We start from the raw sequence: 23,689 nt of genomic DNA, 5'->3' as shown, positions 1-23,689 counted from the left end.
AAACTAAGTTATTGTTTAATTTAAAATAACGATTTCGCTATTTTTAGTTTATTGAGTAGGCCCAGCTGCAAACCTACTCGTTTTTCTGTAAATAATAATCATTCAATCTTATTATTTACCGTTACCTGACTCCCCTTTTATGTATGTGTAGAGGGAATCAAATTCTGTTTAAAATTTAGTGGTCCAACTAATTTTCATCGTTCGGCCGGGTGCGGCCATGGCACTACGAGTTAAAGGATCGATATAAAACTGGTTAGAAAGATTACTGCCGACAAACTCAACCGTGTTGTAGTCATCGACCTGATAACGCGCATAAGCATCAAAAATCCACGTGTCATCCCAAGCCAAAGGCACATTGAGGTAATAGCCTTTATTGACGCTAGCATCATTGTTTTTTCGTAGCGGGCTTTCATAAGCTTTATAGAATGTTGCGCGTGCACCGAGCTCTAACTTTTCATCGAACAAGCGTGCGCCAAGCAAACCGTGGAAACTCAGTTCAGGTGTAGCCATTGTTACTAAGTAGCCATTTGGGAAACCATCATCGACACAGCGCTGATACGGTTCACGGAACTCAAGGCCCTGCTCGGTTTGAACCGTACCGCCTAAAATCATTTTGTTAATGGCGCTATTGGTGTCACACACTTCATTTTTTAAGTTATAAGCCACGCTCAAATCTGTGAAAAAACCGCCATTATCAAAACGGCTTTGTAATTCTAGACCTGACAGCTTTTGCTCATCCATATTGGTAAAAATAAGGTTCTGGTCACGCTCAATCACATTTTTGGTTTTGTTGTAGTAATAGGCGAGCTTAATGTCAGCATTGCGCGCTGTGCTGAACCAATCACGCATGTCATAGACATAACCCACTTCGTAGTTAAAAGCGTGTTCAGGTTTGATTGCTTGATATGGCAACATCGCAGAAAAACCGACAGTGCTTTCAAACAAACTTGGTAAGCGATATTCCTCTGCATAGCGTGCATAGATTCTGCTGTTTGGCGTGAGGTGAATTGAGGCACCTAACTGCGGTGCCCAGCCGCTATCTTTAACTTTGTCGGCCGACTCAACCGGAACTTGGTCTACCACCGACATAAAGTTCCCGCCAGTTACGACGTACTTTTGTCCAGAGGCATTGAGCTGATTTAAAGGATTATCGGCAAGCGACAATTGCCCATTTGCATCTGCTTTCCAGCTCAGCGTATTTTTCTGTGACCAGATCATGTTATACAAAGTGCTCTCTGATGCAGGTACAGTATCGAGCTGCCCATCCCACTCAGGATTTTTTGTGGCATAGCGTTGTTTTAAAACATTGATTAAACGCTGCTGAGTCGAGGTATAACTCTCAGGCATGGTCTGATATTCAAAGGTATATTCTTTAAGCCTACTTTTTTTGGTAAACAGCGGATTTAAACTCGGGTCAATCTCGCTCTGCAGAGACTTATTTAAAAAGTCATCAATAGCCCAATACGAACGATAACGCATGCCCGCATCAAAACTTAACCAGGACAGGGGTCGATAATTAAAATTAAAGTCGAACGTTTTTTCCTCACGGCGCCCTGCTCGTGGCAGTGCCTGATAGAGCGAATAACTTGGGCCAAATTCGCCATATATATCGTCAGACGTTAGTTTTTCTTTTAAGAAACTTCCACCGAGCGTCAAATCAAGCTGGTCTAATAAACGGGTTTTATTACTGACCGTAATGCCTTTACGTGTATTGTCAGAATGGCTTATTGCCGTGTTAATAATGGTGTTATCTCGAAAATCGATTGTGGTTGGCCACCCGCCACGTGTGTAGGTCTGGCTTTCGGTGTCGGTTTGCCAAATGTTGGCATAGAAATCAACCCAGCGATTATTCTCAGACTTAAACTTATATTCGAGGCTATAGGCTTTAGAGTGAATATTGCTTAAAGGCCACTGCGGAACACCCAAGTCAGGCGTAATACCCCAAACAATACGGGACGGCATAATTTCACCAAAAATATTTTTGGTATCTCGGTAAGTCAGTTTAAGAGTCTGGCTATCAGTTGGGCGATAGGTCCCTTTTAATAACCATGACTCCATATGACTTGAAGTGTTGGGAACTTCATCACCCGGTTGATAGGCATAGGCAAAGTAAGGAATAAAATCGAGACTACTGTCCGGTGTCGCTCGTTTATAGTAGCCCGCGCCATGTGTCCCTGAAAAATAATTGCCGCGCTCACGTACTGCATAAACTGCCAGTAAATCGAATTTATCTTGCTTGGTGGCAATTGCCAGTCGACCCGCTAAGTCATCGCCCGAAAAATGAGAGTTATCACTTCTGGTACGGTTCTTTTTATAAATATCGGGGTCGTATTTTGCCCCGTTCATGTCGATCCAAGGCGTTGTGTCATCGTAGTTTTGGCCTACTTTGCTCATGTCTGGCAAAGACGGATCAATTGAGTTGGTTGAGCCTTCTACTTTTAACTCGGCACCAAAAGACTTACCCGGACGAACAATGTCATCGGCCTCTAGCGTTTTAACGACTACACCGCCGCCAACAGAAGTTGTGGTATTGCGCTCTAAAGATGGGCCTTTAATGACTTCAATGCCCGCAATGAGATTGGGGTCGATATAGTTTCGGTTGTTTACCCCGTTGTAACCACGCCATACGGCAATCGACTGTTCGGTGCCATCAATGGTTAAAGGCACACGACCAACACCCTGCACACCACGTACACTTGGGTCGAGTGCGCCACTGTTGCGGGCATCGCCGCTATAGACTCCCACCATGCCTTGTAAAACATCGGCTGGGTTGGTTCCTTTAAAGCGTTCGACATAGTCTTTGCCCGCATAAACCGAAGAACGGTTTGCGTCATAAACTTTGTTATAGCCTTCTGTGTCACGGTCTTCTTTGCCGTACACCACAATTGGCGTGAGTCGTACCGATGCGTCTTCTTCAATTACGGCACTACTTGGCGGGAGGCTAGCGGCCTGAATCTTAGATGAACTTACCCGTGGTGTAGATTTTTTGCTGAGTGTGTAGCCCTGCCCAACTTTTACAGCATTAAATTCGGTTGATTTTAAAAGCTGCTCAAAACCTTGCTCGACAGCAAAATTGCCTTTTAAGCCTAGGCTATGCAACCCTTGGAGTTGCTGAGCATCCATTGCAATTGAAGTACCCGATTGTTCGGCAAACTGATTCAGTACGTTAGCAAGACGGCCGGCAGGAATGTTATAGCTTTTAACTCCAGCTGTTTCTGCATAGGCCTGCTGCAAAGAGAGTGTAACTAACCCACCCATCGACACAGCATGTATGGCAAACGCCAGTGTTGAGAATCGAAAAATCGATCGATTCCGCTTTTGCCCCGTTCCCGCTTTTTTCATTTGCCCGCCCCAGCAAATCGTAATAAGAATCATTCAATACAACAAATTAAAATGATCCATATTTATTGCTTCTACTTACTATGACGAACGACTTTCAAAAAAGTGGAACCTAAAATCGAAAATAAATTTAAATTTTTTATTATTTTAAAGAAACCATGACCACAAACGGCGTGATTTGCTTAATTTTCAGGTCTGGAAAAACCGTAGCCAAAAGCTTAAGTGATTCTGTTGTTTGGTCTAAAGGCAATACCGCATTGACCCGTACATGTTGCAACGCCGCATCATTAAAAATAATTTTGCCTTTGTAGTTGCGGTCTAGCTCTTGTAGCACTTGATTCAGCGGCAGGTTTTCTACCATAAGCTGATGCTTTTGCCATTTTTGTTGTTCGTTATAAATATTGAGTGCAGGCAGTTTTTGCACGCCATTTTTGTCCATTTTAATGGCTTGCCCTGCTTCAACAATAGCCTGACGAGTCGCATGCAATTGGGTGGTTTTAACTTGCGTGGCTTCTACTTTTACCTTTGAGTGCAACATGTTGAGTTCAGTTGCCGAAGGGTCATAACTGACGCTAAAAGCTGTGCCGAGTGCCTGAATTTGTCCATGACTGGTTTTGACCAAAAACGGTCTAGTTTTATCTTTGGCAACATCGACATAAATTTGACCTTGCACCAACTCAACCATTCGCTGGTTAGTTTTAAAATCAAGATTAACTGCACTTTTACCACGTAAAATTAAACGTGAACCATCTGGCAAGGTTTGCGTAGTCCACTGCCCCGATTGCCCTTGAATGTCGGCTGTGACATAGGCCACAGTGGTGTCAGTTAAATAAAATAACGCCCCACTCATGGCAACAAACACAACGGCAAAAGCTGTTCCTGCACGTAAATGTTTATAAGCTTTTCCTGAGCTTAGGCCAGCTTTAAGGGCAACCTTGGTAACTTTTTTATGTCCGCTAGTTTGAGAAAGTTTTTGAATTGAACCAATACACTGTTCAATGTCGGCAGCCACTTGGCGGTGTTGCTCACTGGTTTTTTTCCACTCTTCAAATTTTTGCTTGGCGGTTTTTCGTGAGCTTTCATCATCCGAACTCAGTTGAACAATCCAATGCGCGGCTTCTTCAACCAGTTGGTGATGTTTGCTTTTGTCCATGGCCATTTAAATGCAAGCGTCCATGTCTTGTCGGTTTTGGTAACACTGAATTAAACAGCTCGCCAAATATTTTTGAATCATTTTGGTCGATACATTTAAACGCTCTGCAATTTCTTTATGGGTATAGCCTTCGAGATAATGCAAAATAAAAGCTTGCTGTGCTTTTTCAGAAACCCCTTCGAGTGCTTTGCAAAGCTGATTAATTGCTTGAATAATTTGCATTTGGTCTTCGGGTGAAGCCACTGCGTCAAGCATATATTCCATTTGACTCAAGCCATCTAAATAGGCCTGTTCAATGCGTTTACGGCGAACTTGGTCAATGAGCAGGTTTTTAGCAATCGACGTTAAATAGGCACGCGGTTCCTTAATGCCGAATAACTCATCACGCGTTTGTAGCAGTTTAATAAATGTGTCCTGAACCAGATCTGCGGCCTGATCAGTATTACCTAATTTTTGTCTCAACCATTGGTGAAGCCAGCTTTGGTGACTTCTATATAACTGATCTACAAGCAAAGAAGTTTTGTTCACAGCAATTGGACTCAAAACAAGGAACCTATAAATGATAATAATTATCATTTAAACAAGTCAAGCAATAATTCAAGTAAAACTTAAATCACTGTTTAATAAATTGAATTAATTGCCCGCTCGCTTTGCTGCACTTCTCTTAAAGCAAATCGGCAAGATTTCTAATTTCTTCCATCACCGCCTTACACGCAGGCGTTAAATAGCCATGTTTAGAAATAGACAAAGAAATATAGCGCTTGAGTGCGGGGTTAATAATTTTTGCGGCTTGAATTGAGGTGTATTGGCTGGCCTTTTTTAAAGCTTGCGGCCCCAGCATGGTATACATGCGAGATTCGGAAACCAAATGGGTTTGTAAACTAATCGAGTCGGCTTCAAAAACAATATTCAGCTCTACCCCATTTTCATAAGCCATGTGGTCTAAAAAATTGCGCCAGTTACTTGGCCTGCAAAACGTGACCAGCGGTAACTGACTTACTTCTTTAAAGTCGACTTCATTGCCCTGAGTGAGTGCATCTCCTTCACAGCCGACCAAATAGGTATCGGCTTCGGTAAGGTAAACATCGCCCTGTTTAGGCGTTGGGTTAAACCGATAAAGTATGGCTAAATCGACGCTGCCATCTTCAAGCCATTTTTCTAAATGCACGCCTTGCCCTTCACGCACCGACAGTTTAATTAAGGGATATTTCTCTTGAAGGACTTTATAGAGAGTCGATAACAACGGATGTGCAGTAGAGGGTAAACTGGCAATACGAACCGTACCAATAGGTGTATCGGTCGAGTGCAAAATTTCATTATTGAGTTGATCGGTTACGTTTAGCCATGAACGAATTTTAGGAAGTAAATGCTGACCTAAATCGGTGAGTTCGACGCCACGTCCAGTTCGGTTAAATAAACGGCCACCACATTGGGCTTCAAGCTCGTTCATTTGCCGACTGATTTGCGGTTGGTTGGTGTTATGCAGCATCGCAACTTTGCTTAAACTACCGAGTTCCACCGCGTCTAAAAATATTTTCCATAATTCATAATTCATCGATTCTTCCTAAATCGTAAATAAGCAGCATTTTGAGCCATACATTTTCAGTATAACTGAAATTCAAGAATTGGTAATTCCTACATAGCTCACCTATTTCTATACTCCAATCATGTTCTCTACAACACGATTTAAGTCAGATTAAGAACCAGAGAATATTTAATTACACTGTATAGGAAGTACGATTATGAGTTTAGATTTACGTGGATTAACCCCAGCACCTGTGACTCCTTTTACCCGTGACGGACAAGTAGACCATAATTCAATTCAACGTTTAGGTTCATGGTTAGGCAGTATTGATGGTGTGAAAGGCTTGGTTGTTCTTGGGCATGCAGGTGAAGGAACATTCTTGTCACAAAAAGAACAAATGCAAGTCATCGAAAGCTTTGTTAAATCGGTAGATGACAAAATTCCGGTAATTGCAGGGATTACACTCGAAGGTACTTCGGTTGCAGCAGAAGAAGCAAAACGTGCAGTGAGCGCCGGTGCTTCGGCAGGCTTAATCTACCCTTCACATGGCTGGTTGCGTTTTGGCTATCAAAAAGGCGCACCACAAGACCGCTATAAAGCGATTTATGAAGAAAGTGGTTTGCCATCTATTTTATTCCAATATCCAGATGCAACGAAGGCCACTTACGACCTAGACACTCTACTCGATATTTCTGCACAGCCAGGTGTGTTTGCCATGAAAAATGGTGTGCGTAACATGCGCCGCTGGGATGTTGAAATTCCGATTATTCGCCGTGAACGTCCAGACTTACAGGTGTTGACGTGCCACGATGAATATTTGCTTCACACCATGTTTGATGTAGACGGCGCTTTGGTTGGCTATGGCAACATTGCCCCTGAACTGTTAATTGAAATGATTAAAGCAGGTAAAGCCAAAGATTACGCTAAAGCTCGTGCGATTCACGACCAGTTATTACCAGTGACTCGCAATGTTTATCACCGCGGTTCACACATGGAAGGTACGGTCGCGCTTAAACATGCATTGGTTGCTCGCGGAATTTTGGACCATGCCACTGTACGTTCACCTCTGCTTCCACTGGCAGATGGTGCTGAGCAAGAAATTCATGATGCGATGCGTCAAGCCGGAATTGGCAAGGTCGATTTAACCCAAGCCGTTGCTTAAATTCTATTCGGGCTAGCATGTACGCTAGCCTTTTTTTCCTGTACGCTGCCTGAGGCCAAACATCGGGCATGTCTCTTAAAAACAATAATAAAAAGCATGCAAACTGTGGTGAACAGGTAGTGCGAAATAGAACAAAAAAACTACGAGGAATGTAGTAATAAGGAGATAGAAGATGACAAATCTAGCGGATGTAGAACAAATTAGTCATCATCAAAAAAATGCGGAAATTATTGCAAGACTTGAACGGCTACCCGTCACTGGTCGATTGCAATTTATGCGTATTACCATTGGTATAGCGACCTTTTTTGACGCGTATACTGTTCTAGCGATTGCCTTTGCTTTACCCCAACTCATTACCGAATGGCATCTTACCCCTGCCTATGTCGGTGCGATCATTGCCGCGGGCTATGTCGGGCAACTGGTCGGTGCGATCTTTTTTGGTTCTCTTGCCGAAAAAGTTGGTCGTTTAAAAGTATTGTCTTTTACCATTTTGCTGTTTGTGGCAATGGACATTTCTTGTCTGTTTGCGTGGAGCGGAATGTCGCTGTTAATTTTCCGTTTCTTACAAGGTGTTGGAACAGGTGGCGAAGTGCCTGTTGCGAGTGCCTATATTAATGAGTTTATTGGTGCAGAAAAGCGCGGTAAGTTTTTCTTGCTCTATGAAGTTTTGTTCCCACTCGGTCTTATGTTTGCAGGCATGGCCGCATTTTTCCTGATGCCAATTTACGGCTGGAAAGTCATGTTTATTGTGGGCCTAATTCCATCTTTACTGGTCATTCCTTTACGGTTTTTCTTGCCTGAGTCACCACGCTGGTTGGCTTCAAAAGGTCGTTTTAAAGAAGCAGATAAAGTCGTCAAAAGCTTTGAAGATGGTGCCATTAAAAGCGGTAAACCTTTGCCTGAACCTGTGGTTAAAGAGATTAACCCACAAGGCATGGCAAAAACCGACTGGCGTGAGCTGTTCCGTGGCATTTACCGCAAACGTACCTTTACCCTGTGGGGCATGTGGTTTTGCGTGTATATGGTGAACAATGCCATGGTGACTTGGCTGCCATCTCTTTACAAACAACACTTTGGCCTGTCGCTGCAAACCAGTTTAGGTTATGGCTGGATTACATCGGGTGTAGGTGTAATTGCCTCTATTATCTGTGCGTTAATGATTGATAAAGTCGGCCGTCGCCCTTGGTACAGTGCAGCGTTTTTCTTAGCGATCATTCCTCTCATGAGCCTCTCAGTTTTGGGCGCAAAATCGGCGATGGAAGTTGTAATTTTCGCAACGATTAGCTATGCGATTTTGCAGACCATTTCATTCTCTTTATACCTTTACGCTGCCGAACTTTACCCAACTCGCCTACGCGCGATGGGCATTGGTTTTAGTACCGCTTGGTTACGTGCTGGCTCTGCAATTGGGCCTGTTATGGTGGGTCTCGTTGTTGGTGGCTATGGCATTCAATATGTGTTTAGTGTGCTTGCCGTTGTGGCGCTTATTGGTGGTCTAGTCACCTTCTTGTTTGCCATTGAAACCAAAGGCCAAGTGCTCGAAAAACTCTCTCCTTAATTCATCCATTTCATAAAAAGCTTGCCTAACCTCAGCGTTAGGCAAAGGGCTTATTCATGCTTAAAAAAGGAATTTAAAATGAATAAATATTTGCTATGGGGCTGTATTGGTCTAGGCAGTGTGAGCAACGCTTATGCAGAGCTTCCTCAAGAATTTGGCAAGTTAGAATTAAAACTCAACACCCGTTACTGGAACGATGAAGGCACTGCCCACCCCACGCTTGCCAACCCTTCGCCTTCGGCGAGTGAATATGAACAAAGCGCGTTAGGTCTTGAGCTAAATTATCAGTCACCTTACTTGTGGGACTGGCTTGGGGTAGATGGTTCACTCTATGCAGTCACCAAGTTGTTTGACTCTGGCAAGCCTAGCGCTCAGCTTTTAGAGGTCGAAAATAACGGCAAGCTCGACCAAAATTTTGCGACTTTAGGGCAGCTCTACATCAAAGCAAAACTGGGTGACAAAGGTGAAATTAAATTAGGTCGCCAGTTGCAAGACTCGCTTTTACTTAAAAGCACCAATAACCGCGCTGTGCCCGACACCTTTTCGGGTGCGAGTGGGCAGTTTCAACTAAATGATCAGCTACAGACTTACATAGCCTACTATGACCGCTGGAAACCGCGCAGCATGGATAGTTTTGAAAAGTTTGTGACTGAGAATGACGAACGCATTGATTATGTCGGTTTACTTGGTGCCAAGTATCAGTACAAAAACTGGAGCGTGAATGCCGAATATTTAAACAGCAAAGATTATTTGAAAAAGTACGGGGCGATTGCGCAATATAAATTGCCGATGCATGGCTTGGTGTGGACATTTAACACAGGCGCTTTTTTCTCGCGCGATGATGGCAAGCTGTTTAAATGCGGTGCCGAAACCGAGCTGGACTGTATCAAAGGCCAAGACATTAACAATCGTGGCAATGGTTATTTTGTCGATGTAAATGTAGCCAAGAATAATATTGAAGGCGGCATTGCCGTTTCAAAGTTTGATGGTTTTTGGATTGAAGATAACTTTGCCGTGCACTCCGACCGCAACTCGGTTTTAACGCAAGACCACGGCACCAACCCATTTCCGACCTCCGCGACCATTGGCCCTGATTTTACCAATAATGATGAAACCGCCATTGCCCTTCGCTTGAAATATAACTGGAAAGACTACGTGAAAGGTTTAAAAACCGAAGCGAAGTATATTTATGGCTTTGGCGCTCACCAAAGTAACATCAACAGTGATATTGAAGGTAAAGAGCTTTACTTTGACTTTACGGTGAGTTATGCCTTGCCGTGGGTGAAAAACTTAGATGTGCGTTATTCATTTTTGCATTATGAGTCAAAGTTTGAAAATGCAAACCTCGGTGAAAAAATAAATGGTATGACCCGTAAAGATTGGGACCAGCAACGAGTATTTATTAATTACCGTTATACGTTTTAAGTTCAAGCTAAGCTCAACGCTTAGCTTTAAAAACAGCCTTTCAGCTTATGGAGTTAAGCTCTATACTCTTTTTTTGCATTCAAAAAATGATTTATAGGCAAATCCCTTACTAACAGCATATTTATCTATAAAGTTTTCATGAATGGGTTCATCATAGGCCTTATTTATTAAATCCATTTTATATTTTGAGTACTCAGGATATCTATAAAGATTCTGCTCATTTGAGTCTAACTGCATTGTTTTACTCACTCCAGCTTGACGTGCTTTCATAATATTTTCAGCCATCTCAAAACCAGCTTTACACAATAAATCTTTTTTTTCGATCTGGTATTTTTCTTCCTGCATTTGAAGTAGATCATCTTTAGTAGGAATTACATTGTTTGGTCCAAGATCTCTAAAAGATCTAGTAGAACTCCAGTTAATACGACTAAAAGCTACATCACTTGGGTCTCTACTGTTCTTTAATGCATCGATAAGATATTGGTCGCGGTTACCTAAGATATAAGTGTTTAAATCATTATCTAATAAAATAACTAAGATATTTTTATTAGAACTGTCATAGGCAACATAACTTTTAAGATTTTGTCCTACAAAATTTTGATTCTTTTGCCAAAAATAGGTCGTTATAACATTTTCCTGTAAATTTCTCTTTGTTAAACAAGCGCTCATATCAAAATCCCCAGGTTTTAAAACGCCAAAGGGATGTAACCTTGCAATAAGGCCAATTGTTAAATCCTTATCTAACTTAAGCAAACTAAAACCATTAACCTCACATTCTTGAAATTGTTTATCTTTTAATTTATAGATGTCATTAATTGAAGTTAAATTTTTAGCATGTAATGTAGTACAAAACGCTATTACTCCACATAAAAGCAATCTTTTCATATCATCAAGTCCTTTAATTTCGAAATAGAATACTCATTTTTATAGAAAAAATACATGGTAAGCCTCTTAAAGGCTAAGATCAGCATCGAGTATTTATTAATTATCTTTATACATTTTAAGAACAGGCTAAAAGTTTAGTTTAACTTTATTATATTTATTAATTCACCGATTTAAATCGATAAACTTTTGAGTTTAATTAAAATATAAATTTATATTTTAATTTTTTATAATATTTTATTTAAATTGAATTGACCTGTTAAAAACTTATGATTATTATGGTCTCGCTGGCCTACATTGCCAGTCGGTTTTGACAGACCGAGTATACAGCGTATCAGGTAAATACTCCCTGAGTATGAGACTTGTGCGCAACTTGCACCTCCCCCTTACCGTTGCGGTAGGACGGGAGGGGGACGCGCTTGCGCGTGCTGGTTTGTATACCCAGTCTGTCAACCCTCTTCCGTTCTACCACCATAATCAATTGACGGTGATCTTTGGTGGTAGAGCTCCATAAATTCTAGGAGTTGACCATGACATTTTTTATATTAATCCCCTATCCTCTCTCGTAATTTTATTTATTTAAAATTTAGGCTTTCTCTCACCTAAAATATTTTAAATTTATAAATAATTTTATTTTAAAATTTTAATCATTTTATTTTCCTGTATTACAGGTGGGTTAACTATTCCCTTTTTAAATGATTTTAATACTTTAAATATATGCGGCTTATTTTTTATTAATAACTTAGTGAAAATTATCACGAGAATAATATGAAACTTTATAAACCTATTTTGGCTTTAAGCCTTTTAATAGGCGATTACGGTGTTTCTGGTTGCGACATTCACACTCAGCAGGATTTTGAAGAAATTTGCCTGTCTGGTGGGCACACCCAAGCCAGTTGCGACTGTATTTACCAACGGCTTGAACAAGTGTATTCGCATAAGCTTATGCAACGTCTAGAACATGTCAGTTTGCAAAGTCCTGCTCTCCCACAGGACTTTGCCCCTACTTTTTTTAGTGTGATGCGGCGGTGCGATAAAGAAGACATGGGCTAAGCGTTTGGCTTAGCTCCCTTATCTCTGTGTCGCAATGGTGGATAGCTTTAAATCAGCGCAAAAAATTAAAGTTCTGTTGTGGCATGGGGGCCTGAGGTTCAATTTTTCTTGTTCTTATTAAATTGATATATTATTAGAACAAAAACAATCATTCATTTTTTAGATATATTTAACACTATTAATAAACCACTTAAGCAAAAAACTTCATTGCCATATTATCTAATTGCTCTTTTCTCAATTCCCAATCTGGCATAACTTGGTTCATAAGCTGATAAAACCTATCACTATGATTATGTTCCGCCAAATGACAGAGTTCGTGCAATATCACATAGTCAATACATTGAGTTGGTGCTTTAACCAGATAAGGATTTAAAACAAGTGTCCCTTGTGGTGAACAGCTTCCCCACTGTGTCTGCATCTTAATAATTCGAAACTTTGGCTTTTCGGTAACCCATAGAGCTCGATCCAAGACATGATCTAAACGTTTTAAAAATACACTCTTCGCCTTTGCCTTATACCAATTATCTAGCACTTCTTTAATATGACCAGCATCCTTTCGGCTTACATAAACTTCAAATTTGCCACGCAATAGTTTTACACTCGGAACGTCATTATTCTCTATAACTTTTAATAGATACTGTTTGCCCAAATAGTAGTGGCTTTCACCACTGATATATCGACGTGGAAGAATTAACTCTTTCTGTTGGCGAAAGTCACGTAGTTGCTGATAAACCCATCGGCTACGTTTCTGTATCGCTTTTAACACATCATGATCAGCCGCGATTTCAGGAGCATGGACAACGACTCTACAATCAGAATGTACTTTGATTAATATTTTATTCACTTCTCCAGAACGCGGTACTCTTTCATAAGTAATTGTTTCATCCCCATAAATGAAGCTAAATGATTGAGTTCCGATAGCATCTTTACCCACCGTTCAGTCCTACCCGCGTAATTTGTACAATCATCTCTACAATTTTCTTCGCATGATCCATCCCACTACCAATTGATTTACATTCTTTAAACATCATCGGTAGTAACTTTTTACGTATGTCAGCTTCAATGTTTTGTGGATTAATAGAATTTTCTGCAACTGAATTTATTACAGAACTATCAACCTCAAAAGCGAGCTGAGTCCATTTATCTTGATTCTGCTGGTCAGTTATTGCAAAAGCTTCAGGCAATATTTTCTTAAACACACCGTAATAAGCTTGTGCATGTTTATTAGTACCAAATACATCAGGAATTTCAGCTAAACGTCGAGACTCAACTTGTTCTTCAAATTCTCTAAAAAGCATGTATTGTTTCAAAGGATGATCGAACTCCTTTTCAGCATCTTCAATTGCTTGACGTAAAAGTTTAGAAAAAGCTTCCTGAGCATAAGGATCATCTCTTAGCTCTTGTTCAATCATCTTGGTTACACGCGTTTTGATGATATCCGTTTCATTACGGGTCTTCTCTTCACTCCAATCTTCAGGCTGTACAACTTTACCCATTTTGCCTACTTCATAGACACCATTAGGCTCTTTTACCTCAACACCCACCACATGTTTATCAAGAAGCTTTTTAACTTGATCAGCATATTGATCATAATCTACTGTTTCACCAGCATCGCGCTTAGCCAACTGACGTAGACTTGAAAACAACTTAACGGTTTCTTTGTAATGTTGACGATCAGCATCTGTAAAACTTTTATCTTCAAAAAATGTAGCTGACTGTAATGCAACTTTCAAACAGCTCGCAAATTCAGTTAATGCCTCATAAAAATCATCACGTACTTTCAGATGTACATCTACTAATTCACCATTTCTTTCCTCAATATGAGGTACTAAAACTTGGCGTAACTGCTCAATATCATTTTTATTTTTTACATTCTCAAAAATTGCCCAAAGTGCTTTGTATAAACGAGGCAAACGCTTATATTCAGTACTCATTTGAGTATATAAGCCAGCAATATCATTGATGTCGTAACCACCTTGGATATGAGTAGCCAAGTTCTGATATTTAAGAATCGTCGTATCTAATTCTTTTAAAATGCCCCGATAATCAATCAACAAGCCGAATTTCTTCTTAGGATGAAGTCGATTCACACGTGCAATCGCTTGAATTAGATTGTGTTCTTTCAAATTTTTATCAATGTAAAGAACAGTATTTTGGGGTTCATCAAATCCTGTTAAAAGTTTATCAACTACAATTAACAACTTGAGCGAATCATCTTTTTCAAATCGTTCAATCACATGTTTTGTATAAGCTTGTTCATCCTGATTCCCAACATTGTCTTTCCACCATTGTGTCACTTCAGGTGTGGTTGACTCATCAACTTCTGTATTTCCTTCACGGGTATCTGGAGGACTCATGACTACTGCTGACTCAAATAAACCTGTTTCATCCAAGTACTTTTTATACTTAATCGCTGAAGCCTTGCTATCACAAGCAAGTTGGCCCTTTAAACCATCATCGATATTTTTAACAAAATGGTTCGCAATATCTAAAGCAATCAACCGAATACGGTCATCCGCAGTATAAAGTTGACCTTTTCTCGCAAATTTACGCTTTAAATCTGCTTTTTGCTGATCTGTTAGCCCTTCTGTAATACGCTCAAACCACGTATCAATTGCTCGCTCGTTTACATCTAAGTCAGGGATACGCTCTTCATACAGCAAAGGTGTTACGGTTTTATCCTCCACTGCTCTTTGCATGGTATATGCATGCACAATAGGACCAAACTTATTTACCGTTTTTTCATCTTTGAGCAATGGCGTACCTGTAAATGCCACAAATGCTGCATTTGGAAGAGCAAGCTTCATTCTTACATGATTTTCACCGCCTTGACTTCGATGACCTTCATCAATTAAAACAATGATATCTGAGCTCTTATTTTCACATTCAGGTAGTTTCGTAGCTGAATTAAACTTCTGGATCAAAGAAAAAACAATTCGCTCTGTACCCTTGCCAATTTGCTCAGCTAAACGCTTACCTGAAGTTGCCATGGCATTTTGCTTGTCTTTTCTACCCGCTAACTCACCACCCGAAGCAAAGGTTTTACTGAGTTGATCCTCCAAATCAACACGGTCAGTGACGACCACAATGCGACATTGTTTTAAAGCTTCATGCAAGATTAAAGCTTTACTCAAAAAAACCATCGTAAAGGACTTACCCGAACCCGTAGTGTGCCAAATCACGCCACCTTCACGACCACCGCTTAAATTTTTAGTGCTAATTCGCTCGATGAGTCGTTTGATGCCAAAGATTTGCTGATAGCGAGCGACAATCTTCCCTGCTTTTTTATCAAAGAGTGTATATAGGCGAACAATCTCTAATAACCGTTCAGGCATTAATAAACTGATGAGTAATTGATCTTGACCTGTTACAGCTAATTCTCCACCAGCAATGAGGTTCTCATACCATTTCAAATCATCTGCTGGACGGTATGCGAATAGGCTATCTTTTTGTGTAGTACTCAGTTTCTTATTTTTAAATGCATACATTTCTGCATCAGAAATATCCTCTTCACGCCATGCAGCCCAAAATTTCGCAGGCGTATTACATGTACCATAACGCCCTTCATGCCCATTAATTGAAAGAAGTAGTTGGCTATAAGTAAAAAGATGCGGAATTTCATCTGGACGCTGATTGCGTAAAGATTGGGAGATCCCTTCGTTGATGGTTGGACCTTTCTTTGCTTGGCTATCTGGTCGTTTTGATTCGATCACCACCAAAGGAATACCATTTACAAAGCAAACGATATCAGGTCTTCGATTATCTATCCCACCTGAGCGAGTTACACAGAATTCTTCAGTATAAGAAAAATCATTATTGTGAACATCATGCCAATCAATGATTGGGATGGTTGGGCTGATCTTCTTACCATTCACAAACTCAGTGACTGAAATACCATAAAGCAAATGGTTATAGATTTTTTCATTGGCTGTAAGTAATCCTTCATTCAATGCTGGACTACAAATTTCTGATATCAAATTATCTACTGATTTTGCAGAAAGTGGATATTCTTGACCAGCAAATATAAAAGTCCGTTTTGATAATTCATTACGCAGAATTTGACGTAATACAACTTGATCTTGCTTTCCATCACGAGCAACTAGTGCCTGTGATGGGGATAAAAATGACCACCCCAAATTACATAACAATGTTAATGCTGGGATCTTAGCACTGTATTCTTCTTGGATTTTTGGAATAAATTGTGTCATTAATAATCTCTTTAACAATTTAAGAATACAGAATTGTAAAAATTAACGGTCAAGAACAGCCTCACAATCATAACCAGGAGGTAAATGCTTAAATGAATCACTTGAATTAGGTATAGATTTAAATTGAAAATCTCTCAATGCTTTAATTGATAATCTTGTTGTAAGTACACATGAGTTTTCTCCACCTTTAACATATAGCATAGTTTTACTATCTGTCTTCATAGGCCGTAATACACAAGACCCCCCATAGTGAGAAGTATTTGCTTGCACAGTATAACAGTGCAAATCTCTTACCGCAGACTCAAGAATATGGTGATAATAGTTCGTATCTCTATTCCAAACGCAAGCTATTAATAGATCAATTTCAGATTTAAATAAAACTCTATGAGTAATATCAGATAGTTCAAAACAATTATAAGTTGCAAAAGAAATCCCCCGCCAAGATACCTTATGATAATAAATATTTGGCTTAATTTCTAAATGTCCTGGTTTTAGTCTTAAAGTTTGAAGCATTTCAAGTTCTGATGGAGCATAATGGTTTTTAATTCGAGCAGTTACTACACAAGATTTATATTCACCTGATACTTTAAACGGCAAGGCCTCAATTATCAGATTATATGCAGTATCATTCACAACCCAATGCTCCAAACCAAAAACTAAACCTATTTGATGTCTCCGTACAAAAGCAACCATAAATGGAAGCCAACTAACAGGAATAGCTACTTCAGGCATAATTAGTAAATCAGCATGTTCCCTTAATGCAGAATTTAAAATATCGAATAGTTTTTGTTGTCGATCAAAACTTAGATTTGGTTTACAATCCTTTCTTATCGCAGACGCTATATCATTTTCTGATATCTTCAGGTTTGCAATAGCAAGAGTAAGTATTTCTTTTTTATCATAACCATCAACTTTTAACTTAGATTTAATGATATTTGTATTTTCATTATTTTCAACAAGAAGTTTTATTGAAAAATCTTGACCAAAATTTCTACTTTTATATTCATCAATACAACTTTCCATCCAGGTATTCAAATTTGGGGTTTTAGTCAACTCCTCTCCTAAATGAAAAAGTTGCCACTCATCAAAATGAATAAAGCGAGGAGAAAAAGCTAATTTTTTTTCATCTAATTTAGGATTTTCAAAGTTCAGAAATTTAGTTTCACAAGTTAAATCTCCATCATAATTACAAAAATTAGCTAACGGCCATGCAACTAAATGATGGCGTATCAAATTAGATTGACGGAATTGCCAAGCATATTTATGTAAATTTGATCCATAATCTATTAAACCATTAATATGTATTTTTTTATTAAAAAATGCTGACTGACCTCCACTTAAATCCCATAGACTTTCTGGGTACTCTCTTAAATCTAGCAGACCTAAAGTTATTGATAAGGATAATTCACTAAATATTTTTAGATCTTTATGGATTTTTTTTGTAAAATTCAAAGATATCCTCTTTGACTTGGGCATTACTCCTTCAATTTTTATAATTTCTGAATCAATATATTCTTTAAATAATTTTAAAGAATTAGATTGATTTGTAATAACACCATATTGATATAATTTCTCCCATAACCGGAAAAACTGTAGTGCATTCTGCCCCCTAAAAAACTGCTTGAGTTGTGGTAATACATTATCTTTTTTATTAATATGGCATAACCTATGAGCAGTAATATGACTTGATAAATATTTAGAAAGTTCTGTTTCGTTTTCAGCTAGACCAATAACACTACGCAATGTATTAGCAGGTCCATTGTAAAGAATATCATATGCAAATTTATCTAGGTCTTTATCTATATGATCATTCGGTAAAAACTTAAAAGCACTACTGCGCTCATCTAATTCTTGTTTAAATAGATAAAGCCCTGCTCTACTATGTTTTTTATCAAAGAATTGAAGTATTAACTTATCTTTTTGTATTGGTAATTTATTATTATCGATTCTAATTTCATAATTTAATTTATCATCGCATTGATAAATTAATCCACTAAAGTAATTTTCAATAAATGATTCTATAGGACTCTCTAAATCTATATTAGGCCTTTTAAATACCATTAAAATATCATCAACATATCGACCATAATATAGTGGCCTAACGCTTTCTTCTATATAATTATCAAACTCCAATAAATACCAATTGGCTATAATCGCAGAGGATGCAAATCCAATTGGTATTATGTGTTTATTTTTGCAACTTACATGTGTTCTTTTAATCTGATCATTTATTCTTTCTTGGTATGCCAAATATATTTTCTCAAGTAGAAAATTTAATTTCAGAGCTATATTTAATTGTTCGATATTATCACTATAATAATTTTTAATTACTCCTCTAATTTTCTCAAAGTTTAGATCAATTTCATAAAAATAAGACTTTAAGTCCATTGAAAATAATGCAACATCATCATCACTATGAGCAGTTTCAGTCGCTTCCTGAATTGCTTGATCACGCCAAGCATTGTACTGTTCAATATAACGTTTAAAAAGCTCCTGTCCAGTTACTCCCTCAGGATTATTTCCGTACTTTAAAGCTGATGGATGCATTCGATTGCCATAATTATCTTTACTTATAACTGCTTCAAGTGCAGGGCCTGCAAAAAGGCACCAAATTATTTCTAAAATATGAATTTCAATTGGTGCACATATAAAATAATTTACTTTAGAAACTTGATATTGATCCGATGCTCGAACATTGCTTATAAAAAGCCCTTTTCCACTATTATTATACTTCTTTTGAATTTTTTCTTCTTGTCGTTCAATTTTTTTAGGCAATAAGTGATAGTCAATTCTATTTAAAAGTTTATTAAAATCATCATCTTTATCAAAATCTTGACAATTAATGATACTTAATACATCGTCGAAGATTGTTTCAATATTTTTATTATTTATCTCGAAATCAGCAATACGCTGTTTTAGGAATAAATTTATATTTTCATGATAAGCATAACTTTTTAAGTATAGATAAGCTTTTTTTATATGACCAGAATTTAACACTATTTACCCCTTAGAATCAAAATATTAAGTAGTCTTCAAAACTTTTATATCAAAATTAAATAATATAATCACGGACTGCTTTTAAGTAATTTAAAACTCAACTGATAACGATAAAACTCGATATTTTGAGCAACACTTAAAGCACGACGCATTCTCAAGTCATCTTCCAAAGCAATGATCACACCTTTGACTTGCTGATCAGCTTCAGCCAATTCATCCTTCACATAACCCATATAGCGTTGAATTTGCCCAAGAACACGATCACTTGCACGACCACGTTTAAGCTCAACCACAAGTAAGGTCTTTTTATCCTTACTGATTGCTAAAATATCGATTGGACCTGTATCTGAAGGATACTGCTGACCAACTAACTGACCATCTTCAGTATAGATGTCATAAGTCACCCCCAACTCAGTTTTAGACCAGTTTTCAACTAGAAAGTGCTCAAGATGCTTTTCCAAAGCAAATGCCGTTGGGTCTTCTACATTTTCATCACGCTCTAAACCTTCAATAGGTTCTTTGCCTTGTATAAGAATTTTCAGCTCTTCGGCATACTTAGTGATATTACTCACAGTACCGACTGATCCCGACGAGTTTTTTAACTCTTGAGACATCAATTCTCTAGGCAAGGTGTGTTCAAACCATTCGACTTTCCTACGATGGCTTAATTCACCTGAAGGCACATAGTAGTAGTCTGAAATCACTTTACCTACTAAGTAGTTACCGTCTCCACGAGGCGTTAGAATAATATCTCCCTGCTTAATCCCTTTGCAGATGGTATGTAGCATGCCACACGCCAAGCCTGCTGAAATCTTACTTTTTTCAGGTAATGCTTTAAGATAAACAGGTATAAAGCAATGGTTAAACTCACGCCAGTCATCAGGCAAATCAGGTGTTAAGTCTTGATCAATGTTCCAGTTGGCGGCAATAAAGCCTTCTTTTAAAAAGTCTTGTGCAAATACAGATTTAGCACCAGCCATAATACGGTAATAACTAGGTATTGCTTGCATCATTAGGCAGCCTCCTTGACACGTTTTTTACCTGTCAAAAGCTGTTGCATTAGTGCCTTTTTCTCTTCTTTGAAGCAATCCAGTTTTTTCTGCAATATTTCAATTTCTTGATCCGCGACAGAAATTACTTGTGCAATTTTTCTCTGCTCTTGCAACGATGGCATGTTAAATTTAATTTTTTCAAAAGTACTTTTATTCAAAATAGCTACAGCTGTAGTACCTGCTAAAGCACGCAGCTTTTTTACATTAAATTCAATTAAATAGTAGAAAAACTCATTAGAATTAAATTCATTCACTTCTACAGCATTAATTTGTTGATTTGTTGCCATCTCTTTATTGGCAATAGCATTTTTGCCAATTGAGGCTATACAGGTTACTAAGACTGCCCCCTTAGATAATATGCGTGCTTTACGTACACCAATTTCACTAAGTTGTAGCTTAGTATCATCGATATATTTTCCTTGAAAGTCTTCCGCTGTTGCCCAATTAAAACAATTCCCATAATTTTCCACTTGCTCTTTGGGAGGCGTTGATCCAGTAACCACACGTCCAATCTGATTTACCGAAAAAATTAGCCATTCTGAATTAAAAACTTTTCCATTCTCATCAAGCAAACGCTTCTCACCCGTCAACAATCGTTGCATCAATGCTTTCTTCTGCTGTTGACTATTTTTAAGCAGTTTTTCAGTAGTTGAAATCGCTTGATCCCAAGTAGCCAAAATTTTGACAATTTTATCCTGCTCCTCACTAGGAGGAATCAATAAATAAATCTTTTCAAGAGATGCCTTGTTTAGCTTATACCGTCCTGCACCTTGACGAGATAAATAACTAAAAATATCACGATGCATAAAATAGTAACAAAACCATTCTCTTGAAGCCGTCTTAGTACCTTCAATAATATGTGCATGATTATTTACCGTACATTTACCATCAACCAACTGCGTCATTGATTGTGATTTGTACTTTAAAAAATGATCACCATCTTCACCAATTAACGCAAAACTACCATCTTGCTCGTATGTATCAATGTAGTCTTGAATCTTTGTTGGTCCATAATAAGGATATATGCCTTGTTGGGTGCAACGAATTTCATCACTAATTGGTTTTCTTAGTTCATTTCGAATCTTAAATGCTTTGACAATTGGTAAGAAGCTCCAGCCCTTAGGAACTTCTTTTATTCGAGCTTGCATTAAATCAAGCTCTGAATATTTATGCACCATAACCCAACTCCTCTAAATACTTCGCCATCTGAACCTCAAGTTCAGCAAGTTGAGTTTTTAACTGCTCCCGCTCAGCACGTACAGCAACCAAATCAATCTCGGCTTCTTCTTCAAACGTATCCACATAGCGAGGAATATTCAGGTTGTAATCGTTGTTCTTCACTTCTTGCAAGGTTGCTAAATACGCATACTTATCTACACTTTCACGCGCACGATAGATTTCAACAATCTTGGCAATATTGTCTTCTGTTAAGTTGTTTTGGTTTTTACCTGACTTAAACTCACGGCTTGCATCAATAAACAAAACAGAATCATCAGATTTTTGTTTTTTGAAAATTAAGATCGCAGCAGGAATACCCGTACCGTAGAATAGCTTTTCGGGTAAACCAATCACCGCATCTAATAAGTTTTCGTTAATCAACTTCTCACGAATCTTGCCTTCAGATGAACCACGGAATAACACACCATGCGGAACCACAACCCCCATACGCCCAGTAGTTGGCTTTAAAGTCTCAATCATGTGAGAGATAAACGCATAATCTCCTTTGGTTTTTGGTGGCACGCCACGACGGAAGCGGTCAAACTTATCATTCTCAGCTACATCATACCCCCATTTGTCTAATGAAAATGGGGGGTTTGCTGTCACAATATCAAATAGCATCAAATCGCCATTCTGATCCAAAAGTTTTGGATTACGAATGGTATCTCCCCATTCAATTTTATGGTTATCTTCACCATGCAAGAACATATTCATTTTGGCAAGCGACCAAGTCGAACCAATGGCTTCCTGACCATAAAGAGCATATTGCTTGCTGTTGTGGTTAGACACGACTTTACGGCCACACTTCATTAACAACGAACCAGAACCACATGCAGGGTCACAAATACTGTCACCTTTCTGTGGATCAAGTAATTCAGCAATTAAATCGGATACTTCAGGTGGCGTATAGAATTCACCGGCCTTTTGACCACCACTTGCAGCAAAGTTTTTGATCAAAAATTCATAGCCGTTACCAATCACATCAAGCGATCCGACATGGCTAGGTTTTAAATCCAAAGCATCAGATGCAAAAACTTCAAGTAAGTCTTTCAGAATCGTATTCTTTTGCTTTTCTTCACCTAATTTATCTGTATTAAATGAGATATCTTGGAATACACTTTTGCCTGCATCTTTTAGTTTTGTACCATTCGCCTCTTCAAGTGCATGTAAAGCCATATCTATGCGCTCACCATTACCTGGTTCATAGCGATGCTCGTATAAACTATAAAAACTAGATTCACGAGGTAGTACAAAACGCTCGCTTTTCATCAGTTCTTCAATTAGCTCTGGCTCATCACCATGTTCTTTCTTATAGTTATCATAGTGGTCTTGCCATACATCAGAAATGTACTTTAAGAACAGCATTGTCAAAATAAAGTCTTTATATGTGTCAGCGCTAATTGTGCCACGGAATACATCACATGCAGACCAAAGGGCTTTATTGACTGTATTTTGATTGACTTGAGTAACCATTATTTACTTCCTTTGAGCAGTTGTTGGAACATGCCCTGCATCATCATTTCACGATTTTTTAATAACTTTTGAGAAAGAACTTGTTCTTCTTCCCAAATATTGTTGAGCTGGATAATTTGCTTTTGCTTTTCCAAGCTCGGAAGCTCTATCTCTAACGAACTAACTTTAGCGACCGTTAGCATGGGGATGTTTGAGCCTTGACTTTTATTGCTTAATTCATGCTGTTTCGTAGGTTGGTTTAAATACCAACATAAATATTCAGGTAATAGTTCCTTTGTTTTAGGAAATAAGATTAAAAATTGACTACTAGCAATTACAGGTAAATCTAAAGATTTATCCCTTCTCCCTAAAAAATAAAATGCTCTATAGTATTCACCTCTCGAAGGCAGTAATACACTACCAATATTAAGTGGTGCATTTATCTTTGCAGGCATATTAATTCTAGGTAAATCATCAGAATATAAAGATTGTGAGTATGTTTGATCACGAAGACTGCGAGCATCTTTAATCTGCACTATATATGCATTACCAGTTTGTAGTTCTTCAACTTTTTCCCTAAAAGTAAAGCCAGTGCGAATTTCTGCAATATCACTTAATTTGACTACTTTCTTTAAATTAGACATAAATATTACTCTTAAAGGGAT

The 23,689-nt window shown here is 38.4% G+C and carries 16 protein-coding genes; 4 read left to right on the top strand and 12 right to left on the bottom strand.

From position 1 onward, the window contains the following. Nucleotides 1–168: 168 nt before the first annotated feature. From QLG01_RS00600 to QLG01_RS00585, 4 genes are all read right to left on the bottom strand, one after another. Nucleotides 169–3,342 (bottom strand): TonB-dependent receptor, encoded by a 3,174-nt coding sequence (locus QLG01_RS00600; RefSeq protein ID WP_282495604.1) that lies wholly within the window; start codon nt 3,340–3,342, stop codon nt 169–171. A gap of 139 nt (nt 3,343–3,481) precedes the next feature. Further along, nucleotides 3,482–4,498, bottom strand: coding sequence for a FecR domain-containing protein (locus QLG01_RS00595; protein WP_282495603.1), 1,017 nt, complete (start codon nt 4,496–4,498; stop codon nt 3,482–3,484). After that, the gene (locus QLG01_RS00590) at nt 4,499–5,020 is read right to left on the bottom strand and encodes a sigma-70 family RNA polymerase sigma factor (protein ID WP_003653184.1); all 522 of its coding nucleotides are present in this window, start codon (nt 5,018–5,020) and stop codon (nt 4,499–4,501) included. Between the two features lie 136 nt (nt 5,021–5,156). After that, the gene (locus QLG01_RS00585; RefSeq protein WP_282495602.1) at nt 5,157–6,047 is read right to left on the bottom strand and encodes a LysR family transcriptional regulator; all 891 of its coding nucleotides are present in this window, start codon (nt 6,045–6,047) and stop codon (nt 5,157–5,159) included. 187 nt (nt 6,048–6,234) lie between these two features. Between QLG01_RS00585 and QLG01_RS00580 the strand changes: the two genes are divergently transcribed. The 3 genes from QLG01_RS00580 (at nt 6,235) to QLG01_RS00570 (ending at nt 10,162) form a co-directional block, all read left to right on the top strand. After that, complete coding sequence (locus QLG01_RS00580) at nt 6,235–7,179, top strand: dihydrodipicolinate synthase family protein (RefSeq protein ID WP_282495601.1); 945 nt, start codon at nt 6,235–6,237, stop codon at nt 7,177–7,179. A 172-nt stretch (nt 7,180–7,351) separates the two neighbouring features. Then, nucleotides 7,352–8,737, top strand: coding sequence for an MFS transporter (locus tag QLG01_RS00575; RefSeq protein ID WP_282495600.1), 1,386 nt, complete (start codon nt 7,352–7,354; stop codon nt 8,735–8,737). Between the two features lie 78 nt (nt 8,738–8,815). Then, entirely contained in the window at nt 8,816–10,162 is a 1,347-nt protein-coding gene (locus QLG01_RS00570; RefSeq protein WP_282495707.1) for an OprD family outer membrane porin, read from the top strand. Nucleotides 10,163–10,222: 60 nt separating this feature from the next. Here the strand turns inward: QLG01_RS00570 and QLG01_RS00565 are convergent, their stop codons facing one another. Next, on the bottom strand, nt 10,223–11,047 hold the full coding sequence (locus tag QLG01_RS00565) for a hypothetical protein (RefSeq protein WP_282495599.1): 825 nt from the start codon (nt 11,045–11,047) through the stop codon (nt 10,223–10,225). A 765-nt stretch (nt 11,048–11,812) separates the two neighbouring features. Here QLG01_RS00565 and QLG01_RS00560 point away from each other — a divergent pair. Then, on the top strand, nt 11,813–12,097 hold the full coding sequence (locus tag QLG01_RS00560; RefSeq protein ID WP_004794079.1) for a hypothetical protein: 285 nt from the start codon (nt 11,813–11,815) through the stop codon (nt 12,095–12,097). Nucleotides 12,098–12,287: 190 nt separating this feature from the next. Here the strand turns inward: QLG01_RS00560 and QLG01_RS00555 are convergent, their stop codons facing one another. From QLG01_RS00555 to QLG01_RS00525, 7 genes are all read right to left on the bottom strand, one after another. After that, a complete protein-coding gene (locus QLG01_RS00555) occupies nt 12,288–13,031 on the bottom strand; it encodes a SprT family zinc-dependent metalloprotease (protein ID WP_282495598.1) in 744 nt (247 codons plus the stop codon). After that, complete coding sequence (locus QLG01_RS00550) at nt 13,024–16,305, bottom strand: type I restriction endonuclease subunit R (protein ID WP_282495597.1); 3,282 nt, start codon at nt 16,303–16,305, stop codon at nt 13,024–13,026. Before QLG01_RS00550 ends, QLG01_RS00555 begins: the two co-directional genes overlap by 8 nt. A 42-nt stretch (nt 16,306–16,347) precedes the next feature. Next, nucleotides 16,348–19,302 (bottom strand): hypothetical protein, encoded by a 2,955-nt coding sequence (locus QLG01_RS00545; protein WP_282495596.1) that lies wholly within the window; start codon nt 19,300–19,302, stop codon nt 16,348–16,350. 68 nt (nt 19,303–19,370) lie between these two features. Further along, a complete protein-coding gene (locus QLG01_RS00540) occupies nt 19,371–20,315 on the bottom strand; it encodes an endonuclease NucS domain-containing protein (protein WP_282495595.1) in 945 nt (314 codons plus the stop codon). After that, a complete protein-coding gene (locus tag QLG01_RS00535) occupies nt 20,315–21,532 on the bottom strand; it encodes a restriction endonuclease subunit S (RefSeq protein WP_282495594.1) in 1,218 nt (405 codons plus the stop codon). The genes QLG01_RS00540 and QLG01_RS00535 overlap by 1 nt, the downstream gene beginning before the upstream one ends. Further along, on the bottom strand, nt 21,522–23,045 hold the full coding sequence (locus tag QLG01_RS00530; protein WP_282495593.1) for a type I restriction-modification system subunit M: 1,524 nt from the start codon (nt 23,043–23,045) through the stop codon (nt 21,522–21,524). Before QLG01_RS00530 ends, QLG01_RS00535 begins: the two co-directional genes overlap by 11 nt. Further along, nucleotides 23,045–23,668, bottom strand: coding sequence for a restriction endonuclease subunit S (locus QLG01_RS00525; protein WP_282495592.1), 624 nt, complete (start codon nt 23,666–23,668; stop codon nt 23,045–23,047). Before QLG01_RS00525 ends, QLG01_RS00530 begins: the two co-directional genes overlap by 1 nt. Between the last annotated feature and the right edge of the window lie 21 nt (nt 23,669–23,689).

The organism is Acinetobacter sp. V89_4 (assembly GCF_029967875.1).
GTDB lineage: Bacteria > Pseudomonadota > Gammaproteobacteria > Pseudomonadales > Moraxellaceae > Acinetobacter > Acinetobacter oleivorans.
The sequence above is the reverse complement of the archived record's forward strand: the minus strand, read 5'-3'. Positions and strand labels throughout refer to the sequence as shown.

Excerpts from the sequence above, each read along its gene's own strand:
- QLG01_RS00600 (WP_282495604.1), bottom strand. The coding sequence starts at position 3,342 with ATGAAAAAAGCGGGAACGGGGCAAAAGCGGAATCGATCGATTTTTCGA.
- QLG01_RS00595 (WP_282495603.1), bottom strand. The coding sequence starts at position 4,498 with ATGGCCATGGACAAAAGCAAACATCACCAACTGGTTGAAGAAGCCGCG.
- QLG01_RS00580 (WP_282495601.1), top strand. The coding sequence starts at position 6,235 with ATGAGTTTAGATTTACGTGGATTAACCCCAGCACCTGTGACTCCTTTT.
- QLG01_RS00570 (WP_282495707.1), top strand. The coding sequence starts at position 8,816 with ATGAATAAATATTTGCTATGGGGCTGTATTGGTCTAGGCAGTGTGAGC.
- QLG01_RS00525 (WP_282495592.1), bottom strand. The coding sequence starts at position 23,668 with ATGTCTAATTTAAAGAAAGTAGTCAAATTAAGTGATATTGCAGAAATT.
- QLG01_RS00560 (WP_004794079.1), top strand. The coding sequence starts at position 11,813 with ATGAAACTTTATAAACCTATTTTGGCTTTAAGCCTTTTAATAGGCGAT.
- QLG01_RS00540 (WP_282495595.1), bottom strand. The coding sequence starts at position 20,315 with ATGATGCAAGCAATACCTAGTTATTACCGTATTATGGCTGGTGCTAAA.
- QLG01_RS00530 (WP_282495593.1), bottom strand. The coding sequence starts at position 23,045 with ATGGTTACTCAAGTCAATCAAAATACAGTCAATAAAGCCCTTTGGTCT.
- QLG01_RS00585 (WP_282495602.1), bottom strand. The coding sequence starts at position 6,047 with ATGAATTATGAATTATGGAAAATATTTTTAGACGCGGTGGAACTCGGT.
- QLG01_RS00550 (WP_282495597.1), bottom strand. The coding sequence starts at position 16,305 with ATGACACAATTTATTCCAAAAATCCAAGAAGAATACAGTGCTAAGATC.
- QLG01_RS00575 (WP_282495600.1), top strand. The coding sequence starts at position 7,352 with ATGACAAATCTAGCGGATGTAGAACAAATTAGTCATCATCAAAAAAAT.
- QLG01_RS00535 (WP_282495594.1), bottom strand. The coding sequence starts at position 21,532 with ATGGTGCATAAATATTCAGAGCTTGATTTAATGCAAGCTCGAATAAAA.
- QLG01_RS00565 (WP_282495599.1), bottom strand. The coding sequence starts at position 11,047 with ATGAAAAGATTGCTTTTATGTGGAGTAATAGCGTTTTGTACTACATTA.